Annotated in this window: 27 protein-coding genes; 12 read left to right on the top strand and 15 right to left on the bottom strand. The window is 60.0% G+C overall.

Going from position 1 to position 25507, the window contains the following annotated elements; genetic code table 11:
* Positions 1–318: 318 nt before the first annotated feature.
* The 4 genes from lapD to ACWGZX_RS06430 all read right to left on the bottom strand — a co-directional run bounded on the left by lapD (position 319) and on the right by ACWGZX_RS06430 (position 4112).
* Positions 319–2259, bottom strand: coding sequence for a cyclic di-GMP receptor LapD (gene lapD / locus ACWGZX_RS06445; RefSeq protein ID WP_452627719.1), 1941 nt, complete (start codon positions 2257–2259; stop codon positions 319–321).
* Positions 2260–2281: 22 nt separating this feature from the next.
* On the bottom strand, positions 2282–2989 hold the full coding sequence (gene lapG, locus ACWGZX_RS06440; protein WP_452627718.1) for a cysteine protease LapG: 708 nt from the start codon (positions 2987–2989) through the stop codon (positions 2282–2284).
* A gap of 129 nt (positions 2990–3118) precedes the next feature.
* Positions 3119–3514 (bottom strand): YbaN family protein, encoded by a 396-nt coding sequence (locus ACWGZX_RS06435; protein ID WP_452627717.1) that lies wholly within the window; start codon positions 3512–3514, stop codon positions 3119–3121.
* Between the two features lie 10 nt (positions 3515–3524).
* The gene (locus ACWGZX_RS06430; RefSeq protein ID WP_008156162.1) at positions 3525–4112 is read right to left on the bottom strand and encodes a UPF0149 family protein; all 588 of its coding nucleotides are present in this window, start codon (positions 4110–4112) and stop codon (positions 3525–3527) included.
* Between the two features lie 478 nt (positions 4113–4590).
* Between ACWGZX_RS06430 and recQ the strand changes: the two genes are divergently transcribed.
* The 4 genes from recQ (at position 4591) to ACWGZX_RS06410 (ending at position 8923) form a co-directional block, all read left to right on the top strand.
* Complete coding sequence (gene recQ / locus ACWGZX_RS06425; protein WP_452627716.1) at positions 4591–6717, top strand: DNA helicase RecQ; 2127 nt, start codon at positions 4591–4593, stop codon at positions 6715–6717.
* Positions 6718–6836: 119 nt separating this feature from the next.
* Positions 6837–7271 carry a MarR family transcriptional regulator gene (locus tag ACWGZX_RS06420; protein ID WP_452627715.1) on the top strand — a complete coding sequence of 145 codons (435 nt, stop codon included), beginning with the start codon at positions 6837–6839 and terminating at the stop codon, positions 7269–7271.
* A 126-nt stretch (positions 7272–7397) separates the two neighbouring features.
* Complete coding sequence (locus tag ACWGZX_RS06415) at positions 7398–8639, top strand: type IV pilus assembly protein FimV (RefSeq protein ID WP_452627714.1); 1242 nt, start codon at positions 7398–7400, stop codon at positions 8637–8639.
* Complete coding sequence (locus tag ACWGZX_RS06410; RefSeq protein WP_452627713.1) at positions 8636–8923, top strand: SelT/SelW/SelH family protein; 288 nt, start codon at positions 8636–8638, stop codon at positions 8921–8923. Before ACWGZX_RS06415 ends, ACWGZX_RS06410 begins: the two co-directional genes overlap by 4 nt.
* Here ACWGZX_RS06410 and ACWGZX_RS06405 read toward each other — a convergent pair.
* On the bottom strand, positions 8917–9810 hold the full coding sequence (locus ACWGZX_RS06405) for a DMT family transporter (RefSeq protein ID WP_452627712.1): 894 nt from the start codon (positions 9808–9810) through the stop codon (positions 8917–8919). The two genes, ACWGZX_RS06410 and ACWGZX_RS06405, sit on opposite strands and share 7 nt — an antisense overlap.
* 78 nt (positions 9811–9888) lie before the next feature.
* Complete coding sequence (locus ACWGZX_RS06400) at positions 9889–10647, bottom strand: AraC family transcriptional regulator (protein ID WP_452627711.1); 759 nt, start codon at positions 10645–10647, stop codon at positions 9889–9891.
* Between the two features lie 129 nt (positions 10648–10776).
* Between ACWGZX_RS06400 and ACWGZX_RS06395 the strand changes: the two genes are divergently transcribed.
* Positions 10777–11592 (top strand): UDP-2,3-diacylglucosamine diphosphatase, encoded by an 816-nt coding sequence (locus ACWGZX_RS06395; RefSeq protein ID WP_452627710.1) that lies wholly within the window; start codon positions 10777–10779, stop codon positions 11590–11592.
* Between the two features lie 176 nt (positions 11593–11768).
* On the opposite strand, the gene ACWGZX_RS06390 is transcribed toward ACWGZX_RS06395, so the two are convergent.
* Both ACWGZX_RS06390 and ACWGZX_RS06385 read right to left on the bottom strand, forming a co-directional pair.
* Positions 11769–12359 (bottom strand): HD domain-containing protein, encoded by a 591-nt coding sequence (locus ACWGZX_RS06390; RefSeq protein WP_452627709.1) that lies wholly within the window; start codon positions 12357–12359, stop codon positions 11769–11771.
* A gap of 27 nt (positions 12360–12386) precedes the next feature.
* Complete coding sequence (locus tag ACWGZX_RS06385) at positions 12387–12698, bottom strand: Mpo1-like protein (protein ID WP_452627708.1); 312 nt, start codon at positions 12696–12698, stop codon at positions 12387–12389.
* Positions 12699–12861: 163 nt separating this feature from the next.
* Here ACWGZX_RS06385 and ACWGZX_RS06380 point away from each other — a divergent pair, with 163 nt between their 5' ends.
* Complete coding sequence (locus tag ACWGZX_RS06380) at positions 12862–13923, top strand: AraC family transcriptional regulator (RefSeq protein ID WP_452627707.1); 1062 nt, start codon at positions 12862–12864, stop codon at positions 13921–13923.
* Here ACWGZX_RS06380 and ACWGZX_RS06375 read toward each other — a convergent pair.
* Positions 13880–15334 (bottom strand): TrkH family potassium uptake protein, encoded by a 1455-nt coding sequence (locus tag ACWGZX_RS06375; RefSeq protein WP_452627706.1) that lies wholly within the window; start codon positions 15332–15334, stop codon positions 13880–13882. The two genes, ACWGZX_RS06380 and ACWGZX_RS06375, sit on opposite strands and share 44 nt — an antisense overlap.
* 120 nt (positions 15335–15454) lie before the next feature.
* Between ACWGZX_RS06375 and ACWGZX_RS06370 the strand changes: the two genes are divergently transcribed.
* Positions 15455–16021, top strand: a complete 567-nt coding sequence (locus ACWGZX_RS06370) for a nitroreductase family protein (RefSeq protein WP_452627705.1) — start codon at positions 15455–15457, stop codon at positions 16019–16021.
* 114 nt (positions 16022–16135) lie between these two features.
* On the opposite strand, the gene ACWGZX_RS06365 is transcribed toward ACWGZX_RS06370, so the two are convergent.
* The 6 genes from ACWGZX_RS06365 to ACWGZX_RS06340 form a co-directional block, all read right to left on the bottom strand.
* A complete protein-coding gene (locus ACWGZX_RS06365) occupies positions 16136–17476 on the bottom strand; it encodes a sensor histidine kinase (RefSeq protein ID WP_452627704.1) in 1341 nt (446 codons plus the stop codon).
* A 226-nt stretch (positions 17477–17702) separates the two neighbouring features.
* A complete protein-coding gene (locus ACWGZX_RS06360) occupies positions 17703–18140 on the bottom strand; it encodes a Spy/CpxP family protein refolding chaperone (RefSeq protein WP_452627703.1) in 438 nt (145 codons plus the stop codon).
* A gap of 211 nt (positions 18141–18351) precedes the next feature.
* The gene (locus ACWGZX_RS06355) at positions 18352–19029 is read right to left on the bottom strand and encodes a response regulator transcription factor (protein WP_095196442.1); all 678 of its coding nucleotides are present in this window, start codon (positions 19027–19029) and stop codon (positions 18352–18354) included.
* Between the two features lie 7 nt (positions 19030–19036).
* Positions 19037–19450, bottom strand: coding sequence for a translation initiation factor 2 (locus ACWGZX_RS06350; RefSeq protein WP_452627702.1), 414 nt, complete (start codon positions 19448–19450; stop codon positions 19037–19039).
* Positions 19451–19560: 110 nt separating this feature from the next.
* Complete coding sequence (locus ACWGZX_RS06345; RefSeq protein ID WP_008156126.1) at positions 19561–19860, bottom strand: YciI family protein; 300 nt, start codon at positions 19858–19860, stop codon at positions 19561–19563.
* 1 nt (position 19861) lies between these two features.
* The gene (locus tag ACWGZX_RS06340; RefSeq protein WP_223519540.1) at positions 19862–20458 is read right to left on the bottom strand and encodes a septation protein A; all 597 of its coding nucleotides are present in this window, start codon (positions 20456–20458) and stop codon (positions 19862–19864) included.
* 87 nt (positions 20459–20545) lie between these two features.
* Between ACWGZX_RS06340 and ACWGZX_RS06335 the strand changes: the two genes are divergently transcribed.
* The 5 genes from ACWGZX_RS06335 to rluB all read left to right on the top strand — a co-directional run bounded on the left by ACWGZX_RS06335 (position 20546) and on the right by rluB (position 25476).
* The gene (locus ACWGZX_RS06335) at positions 20546–21409 is read left to right on the top strand and encodes a PHP domain-containing protein (RefSeq protein ID WP_452627701.1); all 864 of its coding nucleotides are present in this window, start codon (positions 20546–20548) and stop codon (positions 21407–21409) included.
* A 13-nt stretch (positions 21410–21422) separates the two neighbouring features.
* Positions 21423–22052: an L-threonylcarbamoyladenylate synthase gene (locus ACWGZX_RS06330; protein WP_452627700.1), complete on the top strand. Its 630-nt coding sequence runs from the start codon at positions 21423–21425 to the stop codon at positions 22050–22052.
* A 123-nt stretch (positions 22053–22175) separates the two neighbouring features.
* The gene (locus tag ACWGZX_RS06325) at positions 22176–22874 is read left to right on the top strand and encodes a segregation and condensation protein A (RefSeq protein ID WP_223519550.1); all 699 of its coding nucleotides are present in this window, start codon (positions 22176–22178) and stop codon (positions 22872–22874) included.
* Between the two features lie 11 nt (positions 22875–22885).
* Positions 22886–23869 carry an SMC-Scp complex subunit ScpB gene (scpB, locus tag ACWGZX_RS06320; protein WP_452627699.1) on the top strand — a complete coding sequence of 328 codons (984 nt, stop codon included), beginning with the start codon at positions 22886–22888 and terminating at the stop codon, positions 23867–23869.
* 320 nt (positions 23870–24189) lie between these two features.
* On the top strand, positions 24190–25476 hold the full coding sequence (gene rluB, locus ACWGZX_RS06315) for a 23S rRNA pseudouridine(2605) synthase RluB (RefSeq protein ID WP_452627698.1): 1287 nt from the start codon (positions 24190–24192) through the stop codon (positions 25474–25476).
* Positions 25477–25507 lie beyond the last annotated feature (31 nt).

The raw sequence follows: 25507 nt of genomic DNA, 5'->3' as shown, positions 1-25507 counted from the left end.
GCCGCTGTACGCAGGTTCGCAGACCGGGAATCAAGGAACCCGGCAGATCCGAAGATCTCCCGCGCACAGCCGCCATAACGCAATGCAGTAGACGAAAAAAAGCGCCAACTGAAAGGAAACGGTGGCGCTATGCGCCTTGATTGACCCGGGCTGCGAAACCCGATCGCTGATTTGTCAGCGACCCGGAAACGATAGAGGCCGGGCCCAAAGCGCACAAGCCGGCGGATTCTGGCCTAGTCGTAGGCAGCGGCGCAAGGATGTGTAGCCTGCGTGAGTATCTGGAGGTGTCTTTTAAACACAGATGTTTATTGCGTCCTGCTACATCGGCTCCGGCGGCCCAATCAACCGCCCCATCACCCCAAACACCCCCAACTCCCGAATCACCTCCAACTCCCCCTGCGTCTCCACCATTTCCGCAATCAACGGCAGATCGATGCTGTTGGTCGCCCGAAAAATCGCATCGATAAACAGTCGCTTGTCAGGCTGCACATCAATGCTGCGGATGTACGCGCCATCGATTTTCAGATAGGCCAGTCCCAGCTGCGTCAAGTTGCCGATCTGGCTGAAGCTGCCGCCAAAATGCTGCAAACCGATGCGGTAACCCGTGTCGAGCAGGCTGTGGCTCAGCCGGTGAAGTTCTTCCGGGGGCGGCAGTTGGCGTTCGTCGATTTCCAGGGTCAGCAGCGGTGCCAGGTCCGGGAGTGAGTCGAGCAAGTCGATGATTTCTCGCAGCTGCGCCGGGTCGCGCAGGGTGCTGCCGGACAGGCTCAATGCCAGCGGCCAGCGGTTGACGACCAGGTAGTCGAGGGTCGCTTCGAGCATCGCCAGGTCGAACCGTGCCGACCAGCCGAGACGCTCGATCCATGGCAGGAAATGCCCGGCGGCAATGGCTTCACCGCTCGGGTCGAGCAGGCGCGCGAGGACTTTGTGGTGCAGCACCTGGCTGGTGTCGGCGCATTGCACGACGGGTTGGAAATACAGCTGCAGTTTGCCGTGGGTCAGGGCGTCGTCAATCCAGCTGCGCCAGTCATGTTGGGAGTGGTTGATTGCGGTGTCGGTATCGGCCAGATGTACCCATGGCCGCTCGGGGTGTTGCCGGGCTTGCGTCAGCGCCTGATCGAGGCGTAGCAGTACGTCACTGGCCGGTTCGCCGGGGTGGTAGGCGACAATGCCCAGGTGCGCCACCGGCATGCAATCGCTGGCAGCGGTCAGGCGCAGGTTTTCCAGGGTCGCACTGATTTCCGAGGCCAGGCGTTCGGCGTCGGCGCCGTCCAGGCCCGGTGTCAGCAGGCTGAATTCACCGCCGCGATTACGCGCCGCCAGCCAGGTACGACGTTCCGGCGGTTGTGTCAGGCGCTTGAGCAGTTCGCCGACAGCACTGATCAGCGCATCAGTGCGTTGGCCACCCAGACGCTGGTTGAGGCCGATCAGGTCGTTGATCCGCAGCATCAGCAAATGGCCGGCGCTGCTCTGTTCGCTGACCAGCAGGTGATCGGCCAGTTGTTCATCCAGCAAGCGCCGGTTGGCCAAACCCGTGAGGCTGTCCTGATAAGACTCAGCTCGCAGTTTTTCACTGCGCGTGGCTTCTTCGGCGAACAGCGTTTTGAGTTTTTCGACCATCTGGTTCATCGCCAGCACCACACGCCTCAGTTCCGGTGTGCGCGGCAGTTTCGGCAGGCTCAAGAACTCGCGTTTGCTGATGGCTTCGGCCTGTTTGACCATCTTGTCGAGCGGACGCAATTGCCGGCGTAACAGCCAACCGCCGAATACGGCGCTGAGTAATCCGCAGATCAACAACCAGATCAGACTGCCCGCTGTGCTGTCCCAGAGTTTGGCCAGGGCAAATTGCGGATTGCTCATCACTTCGACCCGCGCCACCTGGTCCCAGCCGCGCATGATCAGCGCGTCGCCCCCCTCCGGGCGCAGGTTGACGAGCCTGACGAACCAGCGTGGAACGCCGTCGATTTTTTCGGGGGCACTGCGTTCGACCAATACCTGTTCATCGACAATGCTGACGACACGAATGCTGCGGAAATAGCCACTGTCGTAAATCGAACTGACCATCAGCTCGATCATGGCCGGGTCGTCGATTTGTGCGGTCAGCGACAAACCGAGCGCGGTGGCGGCGTCCTGGGCGTGGGAGCGCAACTGGCCGAGCATTTGTTCGCGGGAGCTTTCCAGGCTGACAAAAAAACTGCCACTGAAAGCCACCAGCAGGAACAGGCAAATGGCGAGAAACAACTGTTTGCGCAGCGACATAAAACGCTCCTTGCGGTGGCGACTAGCCTTCGCCCACGGCGAACCCTTCGGCTTGCATCTTTTTCAACACGTCTTGCCAGCGCGACAGTTTTTTACTGTCGCTGCTGCGTTTACCGCCATTGGCGCCGGGCAAGTACAGGCCTTCGGCGTTGAAGGCGTACACCGGCAGCAGGTCTTTGCGCTGGGACGCGGGGCGGATTTCGTTGATCAGGTTATCCAGCACCAACGGTTCGGCCGTGGGGCTGCTGTAGAAGGTCAGTACCATGTGCGCCTGGTTTTGGGCCAGGGCCTTGACGTAGGTGATGCGCAGTTTCTCGCTGGGAATCCCGAGATAGCGCAGGCTGAAATACTTCGCCAGCGCGTAGTCTTCACAGTCGCCGGCGCCCTTGATCAGCGATTCTTCTGGCGTGGCCCAGTAATCAGTCTGACGCCAGATGCGCGTGTCGTCCTGAAAATTCAGCTGCTGATTGAAGAAGCGATTGACCGCATTCAGTTGCTCGCGCTCGGGCTGATTGAGTTCGCTTTTGAGCATTTGGCTCCAGGCCTCGATTCTTCCCTGGGCGGGGCCGAGGGGGCCGTAGCGCTTTTCGGCGGTTTGCAGGATTTGCGCAAAGTCCCAGTCGGCCAGGACACTGCCCAGCCCCGTCAGCAGGAAGCCGGCCAGCAGCAGCCATCCGCCGAGCCGAAGTCGGAGCGTTGACCATCCTGGACTACGCGGACGACGGGACATGTGTAGCAACTCGCGTGAAGATGCCTGAAGTCTAGGCGGTGTTTTCAGCGAGGGCGGACAAATCTACTACACGGACCTACACGGACCGGCCGACGCAGGCTTCGCCAGCTGCTACGGGGATCGGGGTATTCAGGATTTGTGCAGGGTTTTTTGCTTGAGGATATAGATAGTTACCAGCACGGCACTGGTCAGCATGAACCCGCGCGCCCACGGCAGGGGCACCAGATAGCAGGAGAACAGGATGCTCGCCCACATCACCCCGATGGCGTAGACCTTGCCCTTGAGCGGGATGCCGTTGCCGTCGAGGTAGTCGCGAATCCACGGGCCCAGCCGTGGATGCCCCACCAGCCACTGATAGAAACGCGGCGAACTGCGGGCGAAGCATGCGGCGGCCAGCAACAGGAAGGGGGTGGTAGGCAAAACTGGCAGGAAAATCCCGATCACCCCCAGCGCTACGCTCAGCCAGCCGATGCTCAGCAGCACGTAGCGCAACATCAGGGGGCGGTTGCCTATGGGGTTGTCCATAGGCAAAACCTTAGTGGTGGCGTGGCTTGAGGATCGCCGGTTTTTCGTCTGGCGCCTGGCACAGCAGGTACAACGCGGTCAGGGCTTCCGGGATCTGCACGATCATGTCGTCCATCAGGTTGGCGTCTTTGGCGATGTCTTCGAACTCAGGCTGTTCGTCGAACAGGCCCGAACCGACCATGATCGGCAGCAGCATTTCGCTGACTTCGTCTTCGGCGGTTTCGAACCAGGCTGCTTCGCGCAGGAACACGCCTTCCATGAAGCCGATGCACCAGCCACGCAGGTCGGAATCATCCGGCTCTTCGCCCAGGTCCAGGTCGCATGGCAGCTCGAACTCTTCGTCGGACGCCAGTTGGCGGGCGATGTGAGCCTTGAGGGCCAGCAGGGTGGATTCGATGGCTTCACGCTCGGTGTCGTCGGCGTAGTGCGGCTCTTCGGCGAAGAGGGCATCGATCCATTCACGGTCAGGTACCGTTTCGGAACAGATTGACAGGGCGGTGAGGTAGCCGTGGGCGGCCACGTAGTCCAGCGCCTCGTCATGCAGTTCGTCGGCGTCGAGGAAGACTTGCAAACGGGTTAGTTGCTCAGCGAAGGACATTAAAGGGCTACCTTGGGGAATGTTCGATGCGGGAATTCTAGGCCTTCTTGAGCGCTCAGACCAGCCGCACGGCATATTTGCACCGCATTCCCTGTGGGAGCGAGCTATGTGGTGAGGGGGCTTGTCGGAACGCCGCATCGCCCCGTTGGGTCGCGGTGCGGCCCCAAAACCTGCAATCGCCGTGTATCAGATATTCCGCGTGCAATGTTTTACGACTGCTACGCAGCCGAACGGGGGCGAGCCCCCTCACCACATAGCTCGCTCCCACAGGGTTCTTTGTTGCATTGGCTTGATGTGTCTTATCAGCGGTGCCCTGTGCAAGGGAGGGCTCGGGTATACTCGCGCGTTTTGTGATGCCCTGCTGGCGTCGCGGCTGAAATGTGCAGCGTCATGCAATGCGCACTTACGATTTGTCGGTGCAGCTTGCGTGGTTCTGAACCAGCCTTGCAGGGATGTTTTTGTGATTTTTGGAGTTTTTATGCTCGAACAGGCTCAACGCGTCCTCAAGGACATCTTCGGCTACGACAGTTTTCGTGGCCGTCAGGGTGCAATCATTGAGCGCGTGGCCAGTGGCGGCGACGCCTTGGTGCTGATGCCTACCGGTGGTGGCAAATCCTTGTGCTTCCAGGTGCCGGCGCTGCTGCGTGAAGGCCTGGCGGTGGTGGTGTCGCCGCTGATCGCGCTGATGGACGACCAGGTCGCCACCCTCGAAGAGCTGGGCGTCGCTGCCGCTGCATTGAACTCCACGCTGAGCGCCGAACAACAGCGCGACCTGGCGGCCCGCATCAAACGCGGCGAAGTGAAGATGCTCTACCTGGCGCCCGAGCGTCTGGTCCAGCCGCGCATGCTGGCCTTCCTGCAAAGCCTTGAAATTGCGCTGTTCGCCATCGACGAAGCGCACTGCGTGTCCCAGTGGGGTCATGATTTCCGTCGTGAATACCTGCAACTAGGGCAATTGGCCGAGTTATTCCCTAACGTCCCGCGCATCGCCCTGACCGCCACCGCCGACAAGCGCACCCGCGAAGAAATCGTCGATCGCCTGCATCTACAGGACGCCGAACGCTTTCTGTCGAGCTTCGATCGCCCGAACATTTTTTATCGCATCGTGCCCAAGGAGCAGCCGCGCAAGCAATTGCTGGCGTTCCTGGCCGAGCGGCGCAGCGATGCCGGCATCGTTTACTGCCTGTCGCGCAAGAAAGTCGACGAAGTCGCTGTATTCCTCAGCGAACAAGGCTTCCCGGCGCTGCCGTATCACGCCGGTTTGCCCAACGAAACCCGAGCCCACCACCAGAAGCGTTTCCTCAACGAGGAAGGCCTGATCATGGTCGCCACCGTGGCCTTCGGCATGGGCATCGACAAGCCCAATGTGCGGTTTGTCGCTCACCTCGATTTACCGAAATCCCTGGAGGCTTACTACCAGGAAACCGGTCGCGGCGGTCGTGACGGTCTGCCGGCAGATGCCTGGATGGCCTACGGCCTGCAAGACGTGGTGATGCTCAAGCAAATGTTGCAGAACTCCGAAGGCGACGAGCGCCACAAACGCCTGGAGCAACACAAACTCGATGCCATGCTCTCGCTCTGCGAAGAAACCCGCTGCCGTCGCCAAACGCTGCTGGCCTACTTCGACGAAGACATGCCCGAGCCGTGCGGCCATTGCGACAACTGTGTCGACGGCGTGCAGACCTGGGACGCCACCGAGCCGGCCCGTCAGGCGCTTTCGGCGATTTACCGCACCGGCCAGCGTTATGGCGTCGGGCATTTGGTGGATGTGCTACTGGGCAAGGACAACGAAAAGGTCCGCAGCTTTGGTCATCAACATCTGTCAGTGTTTGGTGTCGGCAAAGCGATGGGCGAGAGTGAATGGCGCTCCCTGTTCCGCCAGCTGGTTGCCCGTGGACTGGCCGATATCGACCTCGAAGGCTACGGCGGTTTGCGCCTGAGCGACACTTGCCGGCCGCTGCTCAAGGGCGAAGTGACTCTGGAGCTGCGCCGCGACCTCAAGCCGCAAACCACTACCAAAAGCAGCAAGAGCCAGGCGAGCCAACTGGTGCGTGGCGAAGAGCGCGAGCAGTGGGAGGCGCTACGTGCCTTGCGGCGCAAACTGGCCGAAGAACATGGCGTGCCGCCGTATGTCATCTTCCCCGACTCGACACTGCTGGAAATGCTCCGCAGCCAGCCGACTTCGTTGTCGGAAATGGCCACCGTCAGCGGCGTCGGCGCCCGCAAGCTCGAGCGTTACGGCGAGGCCTTCCTCGAAGTGCTTGGCGGTCAGGTCGAGGCACCGAAAGTCGTGGCCGACGTGCGCCACGAACTGATCACCCTGGCCCGTGCTGGCATGACGCCGCTGCAAATCGCCGGTCAACTGCAATGCTCGGAAAAGAACGTCTACACCATGCTCGCCGAAGCGATTGGCAAGCAGCAGCTGTCGCTGGAGCAGGCGTTGGATTTGCCGGAAGAATTGATGGGCGAAGTCCAGGATGCGTTCCTCGACGGCGAAGGTGAGTTGCCAGCGGTTTCGGAGATTGCGGCGTTGTTTGCCGGCAGAGTGCCGGAAGGCGTTTTGTATTGTGTGCGTGCCGCCCTGCAATCCGAGTTTGAGGTTTAAGCCGTCTCGTAGGTTGATGTAACGATTCACTACAGACCGAGCCTTGCCTCAAGCCAACGGTCATGCTTAGCTGACTAATAATTAGGTTTTACTTATTTCAGTCTGATCATGAGTGTTTTATGCCGTTAACCGATCAACACCGCTTTGGCATGCAACTGGCCCATATGTCTCGTGGCTGGCGTGCCGAGCTGGACCGTCGTCTCGCTGGACTGGGACTGTCCCAGGCACGCTGGCTGGTGCTGCTGCATCTGGCACGTTTCGACGAAGCCCCCACCCAACGTGAGCTGGCCCAAAGCGTGGGTGTAGAAGGGCCGACGCTGGCCCGTTTGCTCGACAGCCTGGAAACCCAGGGCCTGGTCCAGCGCCAAGCCGTGCTGGAAGACCGCCGGGCCAAAAAAATTGTCCTCTGCACGCCGGCCCTTCCCCTGATCGAACAAATTGAAACCATTGCCACGCAACTGCGCCGCGAGCTCTTCGCCGGCGTCGATGAAGCGGATCTACAGGTCTGTATGCGGGTTCACGGGCACATTCTGGCCAACCTGGAAAAATCTTGAGGCATAACCACTCGCCGGACTTTTGAGATACCCCGTTGGGCGGACTATAAAGAACTACCTGGCAATATCGTGTTCGTAACGGATGTGCGAACACGCACAGGTTGGTTCCGTATTTAAGGGATGCTCATGTTCGAGAGTTGGCGATTGGTTTTGCAGTGTGGTGCCAGGTTGCTTTTGCTCGGTGGCGCTATCTCCTACTCGGCATTGACGCCTGCGTTGGGATTGGGCGACATCACACTCCACTCTGCGCTGAATCAGCCGCTGAGTGCCGACATCGCCCTGGTGGATGTCGGTGGCCTGGAGGAGGGCGAGTTGTCCGTCAGCCTGGCGACAGCGGATGAATTCAACCGCGCCGGCGTCGAGCGGGTGTTGTTCCTCAATAATCTGAAGTTCACACCCATCCTGCGCGGCAACCGAAGTGTGATTCGGGTGACCTCCAGCAAAATGGTCAAGGAACCTTATCTGGATTTCGTGGTGCAGCTCAATCAGCCCAACGGGCGTTTGCTACGCGAATACACAGTACTGATTGATCCACCGGACGCGGAGGAGGTCGATCCCGTCGCTGATGAGCCAGTCGCCGAGCCTCCGTCTTCTGGATTTCCTGCCGTCCAGCCGGCCAATGCGTCATCAAACCCCATCAAGGAGCCCGCCTCAACGCCGGTCGCGGCTCAACCTGTCGCCGCCCCTGTGAGCGATCCCGTTGTTGCCGAACAATTGGCTGCCAGCGTGCTGCAAAACCAGCAACTGCAAAAAACCGTCGATGAATTGAATGCGAAGCTTACGGCTCAAGACGAGCAGATCGCCGGTCAGAAAAAGCAGGTGACCGAACTGCAAACCCGGTTGGCTGAGCTCAAGCCAGCGGCCACCGAGACCGCTACGCCCGTCGCTGTCGTTGTCGAGGAGCCGCAAGCCAGCAACGGGTGGTTGATCATCGGGCTGCTGGCGCTGGTGGCTTTGGCACTGTTGGGGTTAATCCTTCGTCGTCATCGACGCCAGCAGGCTCTTGCATTGCCCAAAGCTTCTCCCGATTTGCCATCACCGCCGGAGCCGATGCTTGATCCAGCGGGCGCGATAGAGGAAAACTGCTTGCAAGGCGCCGGGTTCGACCCACTAAAACTTCAGGATTTGCGCGCCAGCCACCCAAAACCGAACAGTGCGGCACCATTGGTTGTCGTGCCAGTGAACGCAATGTCTAACGACGAGTACCAGTTGAACCTGGATGATGTGTCGATGGATTCAAGTTGGGATCTGGTCAGCCCTTTCGACAGTTCGCCGTCACTGGATGACGGCTTCCTCGACGAATTCAGCAATGCCGGCCAGTCACTGGAACTTGAACCGCTTAACCTGAAACTGAAGGATCCAACATGACCGCGCACAAACCGGAAATCATCATCACCTACTGCACGCAATGCCAATGGCTGTTGCGTGCCGCCTGGTTGGCCCAGGAACTGCTCAGCACCTTCGGTGACGACTTGGGCAAAGTGTCGCTGGTGCCCGGCACGGGTGGGGTGTTCCATATTTTTTGTGACGACGTGCAGCTCTGGGAACGCAAGGCCGATGGTGGTTTTCCCGAGGCCAAGGTGCTCAAGCAGCGGGTCCGCGATCAGATCGATCCGGACCGCGACCTGGGCCACAACGATCGCACTCAGTGAGACGCCGCTTCAGCCGCCACGGTCTTTTTACTTGAACCACCCGACAGCCTGCTGGAGACCACGATCGCGACGATGATCAGCGCGCCGCCGATCAGCATCCGCAGCGTCGGGTTTTCATCGAACAACAACCAGGCCACGGTGATTCCGTAAACCGGTTCCAGGGCGAACACCACTGCAGCGGTGCGTGCCTTGATCACCGCCAGACTGGCGACGAAAAGACTGTGTGCGACGCCGGTGCAGAACACGCCGAGCAGACCGATCCACAGCCAGTCGATGCCGCGCACTTCGCTCAATTGGGGAGCCGCCACGGGCAGCAGGCACAACGCGACCACCACGTTTTGACACAGCGCGGCCTGCACCGGCGGGATTCGTCCGGAGCTGGCCCGGTTGGTCAGTGACAGCAGGGCAAACAATAACCCGGAGCCGACGGCCCAGAGCAGGCCCGTGGTTGCGCCGCTCGCCAGATCGAAGTCAGGTGTGACCAGCACCAGCCCGACGCTCACCACCACGACCAGCAGGATTTCATTGGCGCGAATCCGCTCGCGGAAAATCAGCCCTTCGAGGATCACGGTAAACGCCGGGAAGCTGGCAAAGCCCAGGGTCGCAATCGCCACTCCCGCCACCTTCACCGCAATAAAGAAACTCACCCAGTGCCCGGCCAGCAGCAAACCGCCGAGCAACAGGCGGCGCCAGTCCACGCCTTCAAGCGTGCGCCAACGGGTGTTACTGGCGAAACGTGCAAAAACCGTCAATGCCAGGACCGCAAACGCGGCGCGGCCAAAGACGATGACAGCAGGGGAGGCGGCGGCGAGTTTGCCAAACACACCGGTCAGGCCAAACATCAATGCACCGATATGCAGGGCGCTAAGGGCGGTACGGGGAGTCATTGCAATCCTTGATCAATACAACCAACAGAGGTGCAGTCTAGGGGGCCGGCGGCACGCCTGTCTGTCGTCAGACTCGCATCATTTGTCGCCAGCCTCGCGCCGCAGTTTGCCGGGGGAGGCGCGAAACTCGCGCAGCACGGCAGCGGCGAAGGCACTCTGAGAGCTGTAACCGACCCGACTGGCAATCTCGCCGATGGGCAACGGCGTTTCCCGCAGCAATCCCACCGCGATATGCAGTCGCCGACTGCGGATGTAATCCATCGGTGTCTGCCCGCATTCGGCGACAAATCGTGCGTGCAACCGGGCGCTGGACAACCCGGCCACGCGGGCCAGATCCGCCACTTGCAGTGGGTAGGCCGCGTATTGGTCGATGTGCGCATTCAAAGCCGCATACGGCAGGCGCCGCCTCCCGACACTGGCCGGCGTGGCGTTATTGAGGCTGGCCAATAACAGCACCGCGCCTTGTTGCGCGATCAACGGATCGTTAACCTGACTGCCCGCCAGCCAACTGACCAATTGGCTTTGCCCGGCATCTAGCGGCAAGCGTCCGGCGTTATCGAGCAGACGGCGACTGGCCTCGGCATGCTCGCCAAGCGACTGTGAAACCCATTGATCGCTCGGTACATCGAGCACCAGGCAACGGCTGCCATTGCTACTGCCGCAGGCATGATGGAAACCGGACGGCACCACCACAAAACTCTGCTGCACCACCTGACTGCCACGCCCGTCGACTTCGAAATCCAGCGCACCCGATAAGCCAAACACCAGTTGGGCGTGGTCGTGGCTGTGGACGATCAGGTCGTCGGTGTACTGGCGTAGTGTGAGGATCGGTCTCATCACCGCTCTCCTGGGCAAGATGGGGCCAGTCTACACCGGCCCATGGTTGTCACAGGAATGACTCAACACTGTCATGGTCAATTAACCCGACCGGCGCACGCTTGGAAAAACTATCGCAGAGGGTTGCCCATGACCAGCGCCGAGCTCGCCAAACCCAGTCGTAAGCAACGTGTGCGGACTTTGTGGATTTCTGATGTGCACTTGGGCACTCGGGACTGCCAGGCCGAGCACCTGTCGCAGTTTCTCAAGGGCTATCACGCGGACAAAATTTACCTGGTCGGCGACATCATCGATGGCTGGAAGCTGCGCGGCGGCATGTACTGGCCTCAAGCGCACACCAATGTGATCCGTCGTTTGCTGACCATGAGCAAGCGCGGCACTGAAGTCATCTACGTGACCGGCAATCACGACGAATTCCTGCGTCGTTATTCCAGGCTGATTCTGGGCAACATCCAATTGGTGGACGAGGCCGTGCACGTAACCGCCGATGGCCGTCATCTGCTGGTGATCCACGGCGATCAGTTCGATGTCATCACCCGGTATCACCGCTGGCTGGCCTTTCTGGGGGACTCGGCCTACGAATTCACCCTGACCCTCAACCGCTGGCTCAATCACTGGCGTGCGCGTTATGGCTACGGTTATTGGTCGTTGTCGGCGTACCTCAAGCACAAGGTGAAAACCGCGGTCAGTTTCATCAGCGATTTCGAGGAAGCCATCGCTCACGAATGTGTGAAACGCGAGTTGCATGGCGTGGTGTGCGGGCACATTCACCATGCCGAGATTCGCAAGGTCGGCGAGGTGGATTACCTCAATTGCGGGGATTGGGTGGAATCGTGTACGGCGCTGATCGAGCATTGGGACGGGTCGATCGAGTTGTATCGCCTGGCGGATGCGCAGGCGCGGGAGGCGGAGTTGAGGGCCATCAAGGTCGCCGAACCGGCATAGGTTTAGCTTTTCTGTGGCGAGGGGGCTTGCCCCCGCTCGGCGGCGAAGCCGTCGTAAACCGGTGCATAGGGTCTGTCTGATACTACCGGTTGAATGGTTTTGGGGGCGCTTCGCACCCCAACGGGGCGGTGCGGCGGTCCGACAAGCCCCCTCACCACAGGGTCCCCTGAGGTCTATCAGGTGGGCGAATGTTCTTGCATCGCTGCCTTGTAGATCGAGTTCTTCGGCTGCGCAAACAACCGTTCCAGCATCGGTTCAAAGAAGCTCAGTGGCAGGTTTTCATACGCCGGGTCAAACGCCGCCGCATCGTACTTGGCACAAAACTCGATAGTCGCCTGATACTGCGGATGCTCGCTGAACTGCTCGCGCAGATGCCGATCCATGCCCAAGTAATGGAAGAAGTAGTAGCCCTGGAAAATCCCGTGTTTTTCCACCATCCAAAGATTTTCAGCGCTGACAAATGGCTTGAGAATCGCCGCCGCAATGTCCGGATGGTTGTAGGAACCCAGCGTGTCGCCAATGTCATGCAGCAGCGCGCAGACCACATACTCCTCGTCACGGCCATCGCGCCAGGCACGACTGGCGGTTTGCAGGGAGTGGGTGAGACGGTCGACCGGGAAGCCACCAAAATCGCCCTCCAGCAACTTCAGGTGCGCCACAATTCGTGCCGGCAATTGTTTCGCGTAGGCACTGAAGTCTGCGGCGATGATCGCCCAGTCTTCCTGTGTCCCATCCTTCATGTGGGTGAAACGGGCGTTGGCATTCATCGGCTATTCTCTTCTTGTTCACGGTGCTTAAAACGGCACGCGGCCCAGAATCATGTCGCGGTACATGACAAAGTCGCCGAGCAGGCTATAAAGAGGATGTTGGAAGGTGGCAGGTCGATTCTTCTCAAAGAAGAAATGCCCGACCCAGGCGAAGCTGTAACCCGCCAGCGGAAGGGCCCATAACATCAGCCATGCGCCTTTGCCGATGCTCAGGGTCAGAATGAAAATGACCAGCGTGGTGCCGATAAAGTGCAGTCGTCGGCAAGTGCTGTCGCTGTGTTCGCTGAGGTAATACGGGTAGAACTCAGCGAAGCTGTTGAAACGTTTGATGTTTTCCACGACTGCGATCTCTGTGGTTATTGTTCTGATTGCAAGTTGTGCTGCGGGTAGCTTATTTGAGTCTAGAGTGATCAATGGCATCAGCCAGTGACAATGGGCGCCACTTTAGTATCCTTCGAAAACCAGCCGCGTCAGACGGCTCACTGAACAGTAAGTAAACGCCATGAGCGAACGAACGACTTCTTCAAGCTGGGCGATGGGGATTGTCAAAGCACTGGAGATGGACGGCCTGGATTGCCGGGTTCTGTTCCAGCAGCTAGGGCTCGACTACGCATCACTGGATGATCCGGATGCGCGTTTCCCGCAAGACTCCATGACGCGACTGTGGCAGCGCGCGGTTGAGCTGTCCGGTAACCCGGCAATAGGACTGAATATGGGCAAGGTGGTGCGACCGGCCTCCTTCCATGTCGCGGGTTACGCGTTGATGTCCAGCAAGACCCTGGCCGAAGGCTTTCAGCGACTGGTGCGCTATCAGCGGATCATTGCCGAAAGTGCCGACCTGAGTTTCTGTCTGCTGGATGAGGGTTATGCACTGATTCTGACGGTCCACGGCGATCACCTGCCGCCGACCCGGCAAAGCGCTGAAGCTTCAATGGCCTGTGCGCTGGCGTTATGCGGCTGGTTGACCGGGCGTACCTTGCAACCGCGCAAGGTGTTGGTGCAGGGCGATGAGCCTGCTGACCTCGAACCCTATAAACAAGCCTTTCATGCGCCGTTGGTGTTCAACGCACCTTACGACGCATTGATCTTCGAACGTGCCGACATGGAAGCGCCACTGCCCACTGCCAACGAGGCGATGGCGCTGTTGCATGACCGGTTTGCCGGCGAGTACCTGGCGCGGTTCTCCGAAACCCGCGTGACGCACAAGGCGCGTCAGGTGTTGTGCCGTCTGCTGCCACAGGGCGAACCCAAGCGCGAAACGGTGGCGCAGACGCTGCACCTGTCGCAACGCACCTTGCAGCGACGCTTGCAGGAAGAGGGCACCAGTTTTCAGACGTTGCTCGATGACACGCGACGCGAATTGGCCGAGCAATACCTGGCCCAGCCCGCCATGACCCTGCTGGAAATTGCCTACCTGCTGGGGTTCGCCGATCCGAGCAATTTCTTCCGCGCCTTCCGCCGCTGGTTCGACGTAACCCCCGGCGAGTACCGGGCGCACATGACCGGAGCGGCGGCGCAGGTCAGTGTCGCCAGAACGCAGGAATGCACAGAACAAACACCGTAATGATCTCCAGTCGGCCCAGCAGCATGCCGAACGACAGAATCCACTTGGCGGCGTCCGGCAACGACGAAAAGTTACCCGACGGCCCGATGGTCGCACCCAACCCCGGCCCGACGCCGGACACGGTGCTGGCCGCACCGGTCAGGGCGGTCATCCAGTCCACGCCGAGCAGCGACAGCAGCAGCGCGATGACGCAGATGGTGATGGCGAAGAAGAACGAAAAGGTCAGGATCGAACGCACGATTTCTTCGTCGAGACGGTGACCGTTGTACTTCTGCTTGATCACCGCACGCGGGTGAATCAATTGGTTAAGGTTGGCCTTGAGCAGGATGTAAGCAACCTGAAAGCGGAAAATCTTGATCCCGCCGGCCGTCGAGCCGGAGCAACCGCCGACAAAGCCCAGGTAAAAGAACAGCATCAGCGAGAAATTGCCCCACAGGCTGTAGTCCCCCAGCGCGAAACCAGTGGTCGTGACCACCGATGTCACGTTAAACGCCACATGCCGCAAGGCTTCGAGCCAATGCAGTTGGGTGGTCCACCAGTACCAGGTGCCGAGCACCAGCCAGGTCACCAGCAACATGCCGAGCAAGCCCTGAACCTGCTGATCCTTGATCAATGCCCGACGATTGCCGCGCAGGGTTGCTACGTACAGGGTGAAGGGCAGGCTGCCGAGAATCATGATGACAATCGCCACCCAGTGCACCGCCGGTTGCGTCCATTTGGCCAGCGACTGGTCCGACGTGGAAAAGCCGCCAGTGGAGATCGCTGACATCGCGTGGTTGATCGCATCAAACAGACTCATCCCGGCCCACCAGAGCGCCAGGCTACCGACAATGGTGATGCCGACGTAGGCCGCCACGATCAGACGCGCCACCATGTGCGAACGGGGCATGACTTTTTCAGAGCGGTCCGACGACTCGGTCTGAAACAGGCGCATGCCACCGATACGCAGCAGCGGCAGAATCGCTACCGCCATGCCGATAAAGCCGATGCCGCCGAGCCAGTGCAACAGCGAACGCCATATCAAAATGCCGGGTGACATGGTGTCCAGGCCGCTGAGTACCGTCGAACCGGTGGCGGTAATGCCGGACATGCTTTCAAAGATCGAGTCAGTGAAACTGACGTGCTGAGCCAGCAAAAACGGCAGCGCGGCGAAGATGCACACCACCAGCCAACTGCTGACAGTCAACAGGTACATGTCCCGAGGACGCAGGTGGATATGTTCGGGACGCCCGGGGATGATCAGCGCCAGGCCTGCGACAAAGGTAATCATGCTCGACCACAGGAACGATGGTAGCTCCTGGGTGCGGTCGAAAATGACCAGGGTCGCCATGGGCACGACCATGGCGATAGCCAGCGTGATCAGGAAGATGCCGATGATAAAACCGATAATCCGTAAGGTCGGCAACGCCATGAAGTCCGCTCGGGCTATTGTGGGAGGGGCGCCATTCTACCTGCAGGGCAGGGCATGTAAACCGACGCCGCTTGCGCACTTGCAGATAGAATAGCCAAACATTTTTTCAGGAGGTGGCCGATGCAGGCTCTCGACGCTTTGCTCAACCGTGTTTCCGTTCCACGACTCATCGATCCGGCACCGACTGCTGCGCAGCGCGAAGTGCTGTTTTGCGCGGCCACGCGCGCCCCGGACCATGGCCATTTGCAGCCTTGGCGCTTTCTGACGGTCGAGGGCGCGGCGCGCGAGCAAATGGGCGAGTTGCTGGCCGAAGCGGCGAGGTTGCAAGACACCGAGGTGTCTGAAGCGGCACTGGACAAGGCGCGCAACGGCCCACTGCGTGCGCCATTGGTGGTGGTAGTGATTGCGCGGGTGCAGGATCACGTCAAATACCCGAAATCCGAACAACGGCTGGCAGCGGGCTGCGCGGCTCATGGGATTTTGCTGGCGGCATATGCGCAAGGGATTGGCGCGGTGTGGCGCACCGGTGACTTGGCGTATTCGGCGCATGTGGCCAAAGGGCTGGGTTTGGCTGAAGGGGAAGAAGTGATTGCGTTCCTTTACCTCGGCACGCCGCAGAAAGAACCGCGCGTGGCCGAGAAAGTCGACCTCGCCGAATTCGTCAGCGCCTGGCCCGCTAAATCCTGAAGGTCAAAAGAATCGCAGCCTCGTTTCACTCGACAGCTCCTACAGAGATATGTGTACATCTGTAGGAGCTGTCGAGTGAAACGAGGCTGCGATCTTTAAGCATCACCATTGCATTTATGGCTGGACGACGGCCCCCGGCACCAACGGTAATTCCAGGCTGGCCACAAACCCGCCCTGCGGATGATTGGCCAGCACCAGACTTCCGCCATGTCGTTCCGCTGCGCGGCGCGCAATCGCCAGGCCCAAACCGTGCCCGGCCGCCGTTTGCCCAGGTGCTCGATAAAAGGGCTCACCCAACTGGTGCAAATGCTCGGCGTTTACGCCCGGCCCATGGTCACGCACGCTGACCACAATGCGCTCACCCTGACGCACGGCCTGCATTTCGATCGACTGCCCGACCGGGTTAAAGCGCTGAGCGTTGCGCAGCAGATTGTCGACGGCACGCTCGATCATCGTCGGCCAGCCCTTGAGGTTCAATTGCGGCTCTGCCTCAAGGCGCACGTGCTGCTCTGGTGAACCCAGTTGCGCCTCCTTTTGCAGCGTGTTGAGCAACGCATTCAGGTCGACCTCTTCGGCGCTGGCGTTATCAGCATCGACCCGCGCCAGCACCAGGATTTCGCTGATCAACGCTTCCAGCCGGTCGCATTCGCGGGTCAGGCGCGGCCAGAGCTTTTCACGTTCTTCAGGGTTGGCCCGCTCCGCCAATGCCAGAGCGATGCGCAGGCGGGCGAGCGGGGAGCGTAGTTCATGCGACACATCGCGAAGCAATTGCCGCTGACTGCCGATCAGGCTTTGCAGGCGCGAGCCCATGCGATTGAAGTCGTTGGCCAGCACGCCGAATTCATCGCGTCGGTTGGCCAGTTTCACCAGGCTGTTTTGCTGATAAGTGGTTTGTCCCAGGTCATGCACTGCGCCACGCAAACGGCTGAGCGGGCGGGTGATCGATAGCGTGACGAACAAGCTGAACAAGGTCAGCACCACCAAGGCAATGCCCAGCGCACTCAATGGCCACAGCAGGCTTTCGCGGTGCCATGAATCCAGTTCCGGGTGAGGGATGCGGTAGATCAGCAGGTAGGTGTCGCCGGTTTTTTCGCTGGTGTACTCCGCCGTCAAACGACGCCAAGGCAGACGCCGATCATCGTTGTTCTGCCGAGCTTCAAACGCCGCCGCGCGACGAGGGAAGGTGCCTCGCACCACCGGGTCGCCGCTCTCGTTCAACACCTGAACGTCAATGTGATATTGACGTTTGCGCTGTTCCAGAATGTCCTGAGCAGCTTCTTCACCCTGGGATTCGTAGGTTTGTGTCCACTGTTCGGCCAGTGTATTGAGGCCCGGATGGCGGCTGAGAATCCACGCGTCCTGATTGAGCATGTGCCCCAACAGCATGGACAGCCCTGCCACCAGAGCGATGGCCAGCCAGAAACTGGCCAAAATACGCCAGAACAATGAACGCACAGAAAGTCCTCACACAAACACAAATTCCTGTGGGAGCGAGCTGTGGCGAGGGGGCTTGCCCCCGTAGGAGTGCGAAGCACTCCCAAAATCTCGGTAATGGTCGAAGATTTTGGGAGTGCTTCGCACTCCTACGGGGGCAAGCCCCCTCGCCACAGCTCGCTCCCACATTTGGATTGGGGTGGTATCAGACCCAACGGGGTTGAGCCGTCGGGTCCGGGTTAGCGCATTATTGCGCTTTTTGCGGTTGTTGCGCTTTCCAGGCCTTGAACTCAGCCCATTCGGCGCGACGCTCAGCCTGTTTTTTCTGGATCTCGTCGAATTGCTTCTGTTGGTCCGGTTTCAGCAGGGCACGCACCTCGGCCTCGGCTTTTTTGTGGTTGGCCGCCATTTCGTCTTTCATGGCTTTCTGGTCGGCTGGCGAGAGTTTTTCCAGGTACTTGTCGACCAGTTGCTTACGCTCGTGCATCTGTTCGCCCATGATCTTGCGAATCTGCTCGCGCTGTTCGCGGCTCAGGTCCAGCTGGCTGTACGGGCCTTTACCGTGCATGCCGTGCATCTGACCGCCGTGGTGCGAGCCGTCCATCGGGCCGCTGCCTTCAGGCATGGCCATGGCAACGGTCGGCAGGGTGGCGGCGAACATCAGAGCGATAAGAGTCTTGCGCATTGTGAATCTCCTTGTCTCGTTCCCGGTACGTTCCGGATGAGTACAGATTACGCAGGTCAAGGTCAGCGGCGGTCAGCGAAGCGTAAAGCTTGGGTAAAGAAGATTTTGTCAGTGGCTGACAAACCATCACGCTGTAGGAGCCGGCTTGCTGGCGAAGAGGTCCGTGAGCCATGCGTAAACAATGAAGACGCCTTCGCTGGCAAGCCAGCTCCTACAGGCTGTAGTAATAACCACGGCTACGCAGGGCAACGATGCGCGGGCGGCCGTCGGGGTGTGGGCCGATCTTTTTGCGCAGGTTGCTGACGTGCATGTCCAGGCTGCGGTCGTACAGGGTCAGTTTGCGGCCGAGGGCGATCTGCGCCAGTTCCTGTTTGTCCAGAGGCTCGCCGGGTTGCTTGAGCAGGGCTTCAAGCAAACGGCTTTCGGAGACGGTGAGGGTGAACTCCTGTTCATCGATGCTGACCACGCCGCGCACCGGGCTGAAACACAAGTCGCCCAGTTCCATCTGGCTGGACACCGCCGCCGGATGGCTGCGGCGCAACACCGCGCGCAAACGGGCAGTCAGTTCCCGTGGGTCGCAGGGTTTGGCCAGGTAATCATCGGCGCCAAGTTCCAGGCCGAGGATGCGGTCCAGTGGCTCGCCGCGCGCCGACAGCATCAGCACCGGCAAGTCCGGGTGATCGCTGCGCAATTGCTTGAGCAGTTCCAGGCCGCTGCCGTCCGGCAGCATCACATCCAGCACCACGGCGGCCGGGGAGGTTTCGGCCAGCGCGCGGCGGGCACTCTGGCCATTGTGGCAAGCCCGGACCTGAAAGCCTTCCTGGCTCAACCAACTGCTCAGGAGCTCGCACAGCTCCTGGTCATCATCAATTAGTAACAGCTCGCTCATGAATCACTCAATTTAGCCATTGCCGACGTTTTCTGGTGGCACCACTGGCGAAGATACCGCACAGCAGGGCCGACAGCGCAACTCCTGCTCCAATGACAAACCACTGCTGCTGATCGGTCAGCAGGCGCGGCAGTGGGCTGCTGGCCTGCGTTTCCTTGAGTTGCAGCTTGAGGCGCTGATTCTCTTGGCGCAACCGGCTCAGTTGAGCGCTTTCGCGTTCACCATCGGTATTTTGCAATTGTTTGTTCAGTTCTTCTCGTTGCTGCTCGCTTATCTTCAAGCGTTGCTGCAACTCGGCAATCTGGCTGCCGGCGCTCAGCGACAGAGGCGTCGAGTTACCGCCCTCGGCGCTTTCTTCACCGTGAGCCGGGGCCACCATCGACAACGTCACCAACAACAGACACAACGGACCCTTGCGCATCGCGACTCCTGATTCCAATCGAGTGATTGGGCAGGTTGTCGGCAGGCAAACGAGAATAATGAGCGATTGAGAGCGCGATGAACCGACAAGGTTCACCGCGCGGGAGAGATTTACGGCAGGACTTGCTTGAATGGTTTGACCGAAACGTTGGCGTAGACGCCTGCAGCGATATACGGGTCGGCGTCGGCCCAGGCTTGTGCGGCGCTCAGGGAATCGAATTCGGCGACGATCAGGCTGCCGGTGAAACCCGCAGCGCCCGGATCATTGCTGTCGACTGCCGGGTGCGGGCCGGCCAATACGATGCGGCCTTCGCCCTTGAGCACTTGCAGGCGCTCAAGGTGGGCAGGGCGTGCGGCCAGTCGGGCTTCCAGGGAGTTGGCGACGTCTGTGGCAATGATTGCGTAAAGCATGTCAGTCCTCGGTTTTTGGCGTGGTGATATCGGCGTCGTGCAGGTGGCGGGACAGGTAAATGCCCTGGCCAACCAGGAACAGCAGTGTCATGCCCAGGCTGCCGAAGACTTTGAAGTCGACCCAGTATTCTTGGTAGGTGAACGCGACGAACAGGTTGGCGGCACCGCAAAACAGGAAGAAGGCGATCCAGGCGATGTTCAGGCGCGTCCAGACCGGCTCCGGCAGGGTCAGCGCGTGGCCCATGATACGTTTGATCAACAGGCTGTCACCGACGAAATGGCTGCCAATGAACGCCAGGGCAAACAACCAGTTCACCACCGGCGCTTTCCACTTCAGGAAGGTTTCGCTGTGGAACGCCAGGGTCAGGCTACCGAAGACCAGACAGGCGATGAGGGTCAGCCACTGGCTTTTCTCAAGCTTGCGCTGCTTGATGAACAGCGTGCCGTAAACCACCAGGGAGCTGATGATCAGCATTGCGGTGGCGCTGTAAATTCCGCCTACAGTCAACTCATGACCGCCGATGTCGACGACCCTTGGGTCAAGTTTGAAGACGATGAAAAACAGCAGAAGCGGGATGAAATCGATGAATTGTTTCACAGTGGCAGCCAGAAGCAGGATGTGGCGGCATAATAACAAACATATGGGCGCGCGATAGCGCCAGCTGATTTGAGGTAACAAAGTCCTGTGAATGTTGATTTGCACTGCCATAGCACGGCCTCCGATGGCGCCCTGGCGCCTGCGGTACTGGTTGCGCGTGCGTTCGAGAAAGGCGTGCAAGTCCTGGCCTTGACCGATCACGACACTCTTGAGGGCCTCGACGAGGCTCGCACAGCCGCGACTGCGCTGGGGATGCAACTGGTCAATGGCGTCGAATTGTCCTGCACTTGGGGCGGCGCGACCATTCATGTATTGGGTTACGGGTTTGATGTAACGGCGCCGCCGTTGGTCGAGGCGATTGCCAAACTGCACGATGGCCGTTGGCTACGATCCGAAGAAATAAGCCGCAAGCTGGCATTGAAGGGCATGCCGGGAGCGCTGGAAGGTGCCCGGGCCATACAGCAGGAACTGGGTGACAGCGGCAACGCGCCGGCCCGCCCGCACTTCGCCGACTGGATGGTGCGTGAAGGGTATGTAAAGGACCGCGCCGAAGCGTTCCGCAAATGGCTGGGCGCCGGCAAGCTGGGCGACGTCAAGCAACACTGGCCGACCCTGGAGGAGACTGTCGAAACCCTGCGCGCCGCCAAGGCTTGGGTCAGCCTGGCGCATCCCTGGCACTACGATTTCACTCGCAGCAAGCGTCGTCGGCTGATTTCTGACTATATTCAAGCCGGGGGCCACGCGATTGAAGTGGTCAATGGCCATCAGCCCGCCGAACAAGTGGGCAGTCTGGCGATTCTTGCTCGTGAGTTCGGTCTGCTGGTCAGTGCCGGCAGTGATTTTCATGGCCCTGGAGGCTGGTCCGAGATCGGCGAATACCGCCCGCTCCCGGAGGATCTGCCACCACTGTGGTGTCGATTCAAACATGACCCAATTATTGCCGCCGTCTGAACAGGTAGAGAATGTGAGTCAATTTTTCCAGATTCATCCGGAAAACCCACAAGCGCGCCTGATCAAACAGGCTGTCGAGATCATTCGCAAAGGCGGGGTGGTGGTTTACCCCACAGACTCGTCCTATGCCATTGGTTGCCAGATCGGCGACAAGAATGCCGTGGAACGCGTGCGCCGTTTGCGCGGGCTGGATGACAAACACAACTTCACGCTGATTTGCAGTGACCTGTCGCAACTGGGGTTGTTTGCCAAAATCGATACCGGCACGTTCCGCTTGCTCAAGGCGCACCTGCCGGGGCCGTACACGTTTATTCTCAACGCCACCCGCGAAGTCCCGCGCCTGTTGCTGCACCCGAAAAAGCGCACCATCGGCCTGCGAGTGCCTAGCCATCCGATTGCCCTGGCGCTGCTGGAACAGCTGGGTGAGCCGCTGATGAGCGTGACCCTGATCATGCCCGGCGACACCGACCCGCTGACGGACCCGCACGAAATGCGTCAATTGCTTGAGCATCAGGTCGACCTGATCATTGACGGCGGTTACGGCGGGATCAAGGCGTCCACTGTGATCAGTCTCGCCGACGGTGAGCCGGAAGTGATCCGTGTCGGTTGCGGCGACCCTGCGCCGTTCATGGCCGAGGCGTAGATGTCTGCAGTAGAACCCGTTGTCGACAGTCAAGCCGGAACCCAGCAAGAGCTGCCCTTCGCGATGGTGTATGGCCAGGCGGTTTTGGAAATGCCGCTGGACCTGTACATCCCGCCGGATGCACTGGAGGTGTTTCTCGAAGCCTTCGAAGGCCCGCTCGACCTGTTGCTGTACCTGATCCGCAAACAGAACATCAACATCCTCGACATCCCGGTGGCGGAAATCACCCGCCAGTACATGGGTTATGTCGAGTTGATGCAGTCGGTGCGCTTGGAGCTGGCGGCTGAGTACCTGGTGATGGCCGCGATGCTGGCCGAGATCAAGTCGCGGATGCTGTTGCCGCGAGCCGAAACCATTGAAGACGAAGAAGACGACCCGCGCGCCGAGCTGATCCGCCGTTTGCAGGAGTACGAGCGCTTCAAGGCGGCCGCCGAAGGTATTGATGGCCTGAGCCGTGTTGGACGTGACGTGGTGGTGCCCAAGCTAGATGCTCCGGAAGCCCGGGCGCGCAAGCTGTTGCCGGACGTGCGTCTGTCGGAGTTGCTGTTGTCCATGGCCGAGGTCCTGCGCCGTGGCGACATGTTTGAAAGCCACCAGGTCAGCCGCGAGGCACTGTCCACCCGTGAACGCATGAGCGATGTGCTGGAACGGCTCAAGGGCGGCGGTTTCGTGCCCTTTGTCGAGCTGTTCACCGCTGAAGAAGGACGACTCGGGGTGGTGGTGACCTTTATGGCCATCCTCGAACTGGTCAAGGAATCCTTGGTCGAGCTGGTGCAGAATGAGCCGTTCGCAGCGATCCACGTGCGGGCCCGAGCCGAATAACGAGTTGAATCATGAACCTGACTGAACCCCGCGAGCTGGCGCCACTGCTTGAAGCCTTTCTGTTGGCCTCGGGAAAACCGCAATCGCTTGAACGCCTGTTCGAGCTGTTCGAAGAAGGCGAGCGGCCGGAGCCGGCGGTCTTCAAGAAAGCGCTGACGATATTGGCCAAGTCCTGCGACGGCCGCGCCTTCGAACTGAGGGAAGTGGCTTCGGGCTATCGCCTGCAAATCCGCGAAAAGTTTTCGCCGTGGGTCGGGCGTCTGTGGGAGGAACGCCCTCAGCGTTATTCCCGCGCCATGCTCGAAACCATCGCGCTGATCGCCTATCGCCAACCGATCACACGGGGCGAGATCGAAGACGTGCGGGGCGTGGCGGTGAACAGTCAGATCGTCAAGACGCTGATGGAGCGTGAGTGGATCCGCATCGTTGGCCACCGCGATGTGCCCGGCAAACCGGCGATGTTCGCGACCACCAAGGCGTTTCTCGATCACTTCAACCTGAAAAACCTCGACGATCTGCCGCCGCTGGCCGAACTGCGCGAGCTGGAGCCGGACCCGGTGCTCGATTTTGACGACGCCCCCGTGCCTGCCAGCCTGCAGGCATTGGCGGACGCCAGCGCCGAGCCGGAAGAGCCGAAGGAAGAAACCAGTTTCCACACGTTGTTGCTGGAGTTGGACACCATGGAGGAGGGGCTCAAGACCGACTTCGACGATTTGTTGCGCGATGGCGAAGTGACCGCGGTTGAGCCGGAAATCGACAGTGAACTTCAGGTCGAGCCCGAAGCCACAGTTGAAGAAGAGCAGGAACCAGAGCTTGAAGACGACGTGTTGGGCGTAGCCGAAGCTCGCGAAAAACTCCTGGCTGCCGTCGCAGCCCTCGAACAACCGAAACCCGAGCCCGAGCCCGAGCCCGAGCCCGAGTTGAGCGACGAAGAAGCCGAAGCCCGGGCGCTCGCCGAAGCCATCGAAGCCGAACGCCGCGAGTTCGACGACTGACCCCAATCCTGTAGGAGCCGAGCTTGCTCCGGGCGGCGATCCGACGATGACGTCAGTACATTCAACATCAAAGTGAATGGAAGTCCGCTATCGCGAGCAAGCTCGGCTCCTACACAAGCACGATACGCGTACGGCGCCACCGGTCGGCGGAAAAGCAGGTAACTCTGCGTTCATCAGCTAGTCTCTGATGCGAAATCGCCCACATGAGCGTATGATTCGCGACCCTTTGGCGATCCCTTCGCCTTGGCTCTTCAAAAAAGTACACAGATTTACATCGCTTCAGGCAAAAGCCTGAACAGACCACACCGGGAGGTGCCCAGATGAGTATCAACGACCAGAAAGACGACCAGGAAATCGGCCCAGCAGGCGAAAAACTGCAGAAAGTCCTCGCCCGTATCGGCGTCGGCTCGCGCCGTGACGTAGAAGCCTGGATCAGCCACGGCCGCATCAAGGTCAATGGCAAAGACGCCACGCTCGGTCAGCGTGTCGACATGCATGACGCCATCACCATTGATGGCAAGGTGATCAAGCGCGAAGAAGCCGCCGAGTCGGTCCGCCGCGTGATCATGTACAACAAGCCCGACGGTGAAATCTGCACCCGTGTCGACCCGGAAGGCCGTCCGACCGTGTTCGACAAGATGCCGCGCCCGAAAGAAGGTCGCTGGATCAACATCGGCCGTCTGGACATCAACACCACCGGTCTGCTGATGTTCACCACCGACGGTGAGTTGGCCAACCGCCTGATGCACCCTTCCTACGAAATGGACCGTGAATACGCGGTACGTGTGCGTGGTGAAGTCGATGATGAAATGATCGAGCGTTTGAAAGCAGGCGTCGTCCTCGAAGATGGCCCGGCCAAGTTCACCGACATCAAGCAGGCGCCAGGCGGTGAAGGTTTCAACCACTGGTATCACTGCGTGGTGATGGAAGGTCGTAACCGCGAAGTTCGTCGCCTGTGGGAATCCCAGGGCCTGGTGGTCAGCCGTCTGAAGCGCGTGCGTTTCGGTCCGGTGTTCCTCAACTCCGACCTGCCGATGGGCCGCTGGCGCGAAATGAGCCAGTACGAAGTCGACATTCTGAGTGCCGAGGTTGGCCTGACGCCGGTCGCGATGCCGCAGATGAACGCCAAGAGCAAAGACAAGCTCGATCGTATGCAGCGTAAATCGTCGCGTCCGATGGGCAAGACCGAGCGCGTGCGCACGTTGCGTCCAGCGGCCGGTGGCCAGACAGCTGTTGCTCCGCGTGATTCCCGTGAACCGCATATCGAAGGCGAGCGTCCAGCCCGTAAACCAGCAGCACCTCGTGCTGATGGCGAGCGCGGTCCACGCACGCCACGTCCGGCCAATGGTCGCACCGAGCGCGGCGAAGGCCGTGGTGCGCCAAGCGGCGGTCGCAGCGATCGCGGTGCTCCAGCGGGTCGTGGTGAGTCGGGTCGCGGTACGCCAGTGGCAGACCGTCCTTCCGACACCAAGCGCCCGGCCAAGCCAGCGCCGAAGAAACGCCCAGGCATCGTCCTGGTCGACAAGGACGCGCCATCGGGCAAGCGTCGCGGTGCGCCAGCCGGTTCGGGCCAGCGTCCGGGCTTTGGTCGTCGCAAGCCTGAGTAATCGGTAAGCGCCACATAAAAAACGCCATCCC

The sequence above is a fragment of the Pseudomonas sp. CLCA07 genome, from assembly GCF_053615335.1.
This window is presented reverse-complemented; position numbering and strand designations above follow the sequence as displayed.

What these genes read in the sequence shown, in the direction of transcription:
- ACWGZX_RS06405 (WP_452627712.1), bottom strand. Translation starts at nt 9,810, where the DNA reads ATGACTCCCCGTACCGCCCTTAGCGCCCTGCATATCGGTGCATTGATG.
- ACWGZX_RS06395 (WP_452627710.1), top strand. Translation starts at nt 10,777, where the DNA reads ATGACCAGCGCCGAGCTCGCCAAACCCAGTCGTAAGCAACGTGTGCGG.
- ACWGZX_RS06350 (WP_452627702.1), bottom strand. Translation starts at nt 19,450, where the DNA reads ATGCGCAAGGGTCCGTTGTGTCTGTTGTTGGTGACGTTGTCGATGGTG.
- ACWGZX_RS06400 (WP_452627711.1), bottom strand. Translation starts at nt 10,647, where the DNA reads ATGAGACCGATCCTCACACTACGCCAGTACACCGACGACCTGATCGTC.
- ACWGZX_RS06360 (WP_452627703.1), bottom strand. Translation starts at nt 18,140, where the DNA reads ATGCGCAAGACTCTTATCGCTCTGATGTTCGCCGCCACCCTGCCGACC.
- scpB (WP_452627699.1), top strand. Translation starts at nt 22,886, where the DNA reads ATGAACCTGACTGAACCCCGCGAGCTGGCGCCACTGCTTGAAGCCTTT.
- rluB (WP_452627698.1), top strand. Translation starts at nt 24,190, where the DNA reads ATGAGTATCAACGACCAGAAAGACGACCAGGAAATCGGCCCAGCAGGC.
- lapD (WP_452627719.1), bottom strand. Translation starts at nt 2,259, where the DNA reads ATGTCGCTGCGCAAACAGTTGTTTCTCGCCATTTGCCTGTTCCTGCTG.
- ACWGZX_RS06380 (WP_452627707.1), top strand. Translation starts at nt 12,862, where the DNA reads ATGAGCGAACGAACGACTTCTTCAAGCTGGGCGATGGGGATTGTCAAA.
- ACWGZX_RS06375 (WP_452627706.1), bottom strand. Translation starts at nt 15,334, where the DNA reads ATGGCGTTGCCGACCTTACGGATTATCGGTTTTATCATCGGCATCTTC.
- ACWGZX_RS06430 (WP_008156162.1), bottom strand. Translation starts at nt 4,112, where the DNA reads ATGTCCTTCGCTGAGCAACTAACCCGTTTGCAAGTCTTCCTCGACGCC.
- ACWGZX_RS06435 (WP_452627717.1), bottom strand. Translation starts at nt 3,514, where the DNA reads ATGGACAACCCCATAGGCAACCGCCCCCTGATGTTGCGCTACGTGCTG.
- ACWGZX_RS06390 (WP_452627709.1), bottom strand. Translation starts at nt 12,359, where the DNA reads ATGAATGCCAACGCCCGTTTCACCCACATGAAGGATGGGACACAGGAA.
- ACWGZX_RS06415 (WP_452627714.1), top strand. Translation starts at nt 7,398, where the DNA reads ATGTTCGAGAGTTGGCGATTGGTTTTGCAGTGTGGTGCCAGGTTGCTT.
- ACWGZX_RS06370 (WP_452627705.1), top strand. Translation starts at nt 15,455, where the DNA reads ATGCAGGCTCTCGACGCTTTGCTCAACCGTGTTTCCGTTCCACGACTC.
- recQ (WP_452627716.1), top strand. Translation starts at nt 4,591, where the DNA reads ATGCTCGAACAGGCTCAACGCGTCCTCAAGGACATCTTCGGCTACGAC.
- ACWGZX_RS06355 (WP_095196442.1), bottom strand. Translation starts at nt 19,029, where the DNA reads ATGAGCGAGCTGTTACTAATTGATGATGACCAGGAGCTGTGCGAGCTC.
- ACWGZX_RS06420 (WP_452627715.1), top strand. Translation starts at nt 6,837, where the DNA reads ATGCCGTTAACCGATCAACACCGCTTTGGCATGCAACTGGCCCATATG.
- ACWGZX_RS06345 (WP_008156126.1), bottom strand. Translation starts at nt 19,860, where the DNA reads ATGCTTTACGCAATCATTGCCACAGACGTCGCCAACTCCCTGGAAGCC.
- lapG (WP_452627718.1), bottom strand. Translation starts at nt 2,989, where the DNA reads ATGTCCCGTCGTCCGCGTAGTCCAGGATGGTCAACGCTCCGACTTCGG.
- ACWGZX_RS06410 (WP_452627713.1), top strand. Translation starts at nt 8,636, where the DNA reads ATGACCGCGCACAAACCGGAAATCATCATCACCTACTGCACGCAATGC.